This is a genomic window from Carboxylicivirga mesophila (assembly GCF_018271975.1).
Lineage (GTDB): Bacteria > Bacteroidota > Bacteroidia > Bacteroidales > Marinilabiliaceae > Carboxylicivirga > Carboxylicivirga mesophila.
Genome location: NZ_JAGUCN010000072.1, coordinates 1 through 878, shown reverse-complemented (window position 1 = coordinate 878; position 878 = coordinate 1). Strand labels below are relative to the sequence as shown.

The 878-nt window shown below is 35.4% G+C and carries 2 protein-coding genes; both read right to left on the bottom strand.

Going from position 1 to position 878, the window contains the following annotated elements; all coding sequences use genetic code 11:
* Positions 1-169: 169 nt before the first annotated feature.
* Positions 170-595 (bottom strand): hypothetical protein, encoded by a 426-nt coding sequence (locus KEM09_RS21830; RefSeq protein ID WP_212232085.1) that lies wholly within the window; start codon positions 593-595, stop codon positions 170-172.
* A 9-nt stretch (positions 596-604) separates the two neighbouring features.
* The coding region (locus tag KEM09_RS21825) for a hypothetical protein (RefSeq protein ID WP_212232083.1) at positions 605-878 on the bottom strand (274 nt) is incomplete at its 5' end.

Genomic DNA, 878 nt, shown 5'->3' with positions numbered 1-878 from the left:
GTCGTCATGTCGTTCCATATTACGCTCTAACGGTTGGCCGCATGGCGCTGTAGCAGATTTGCGTTGAGATTGTCCGTCCGAGAGGACGAGACTATCGATGCGGGAATCTGCATGACCAAAACACCACTGACTCTGCTATGCGCTATAGCGGCGTGTTGTACGCTGCCGTTTATTTTTTAATCATCAACCAGCAAATTAGTCCGCAAATTAGAAATATTATTGAGGCTACAATAAAATGTACTCCTGGGAAAAAAGCCAATAAAATCATTGGGTCAGATTCTCCACCACCATTTTCTAAAGCCCAGTTAATTTTTGGATTCAAAATCAAAGTTGGAATATATACAATTGTCAAAATCAGGTTCACAATGAAATTGAGGGCGGTTGTTAATCCAACTGTTATTAGCGTTCTGTTAGTTTTATAGTCTTTAAAAATCCAAATTATTGCAATCAAAATAGCGGCGATGAAAATAATTTCATATGTGAGAAAAAGTATTCCCGAATGAAAAAGTAAAGTCGATAACTGAATAATCATATATCCAATCATCAGATAACTGTATAGTTTATTTTCTAAAAGTCTATTAATCCAGTTTTTCATTACTTGTCATTAAATAATATAGTTTGCCCTTAGTATTTCATATATCACGGCAATTATTACTGCTATAATCCAAAAGTAAATCCAGAATCTTTTTCCAAATCGTCTTTTCATACTTTCCGATAGGATTTTCATTTGAATCGCACGGAAATTATAATGCTCTCGATTTAGAAATTCTTCAGCCTTATCATATCCCAACAAGTCAATCAGCTCATTATAGGTTTGCTCTGGTATTTTTTCTTTATCTATCATTTTGCAGTGTCCTTCACATCGGTTGCGTACAACG

Coding starts and splice junctions, on each gene's coding strand:
- KEM09_RS21830 (WP_212232085.1), bottom strand. CDS start 595: ATGAAAAACTGGATTAATAGACTTTTAGAAAATAAACTATACAGTTAT.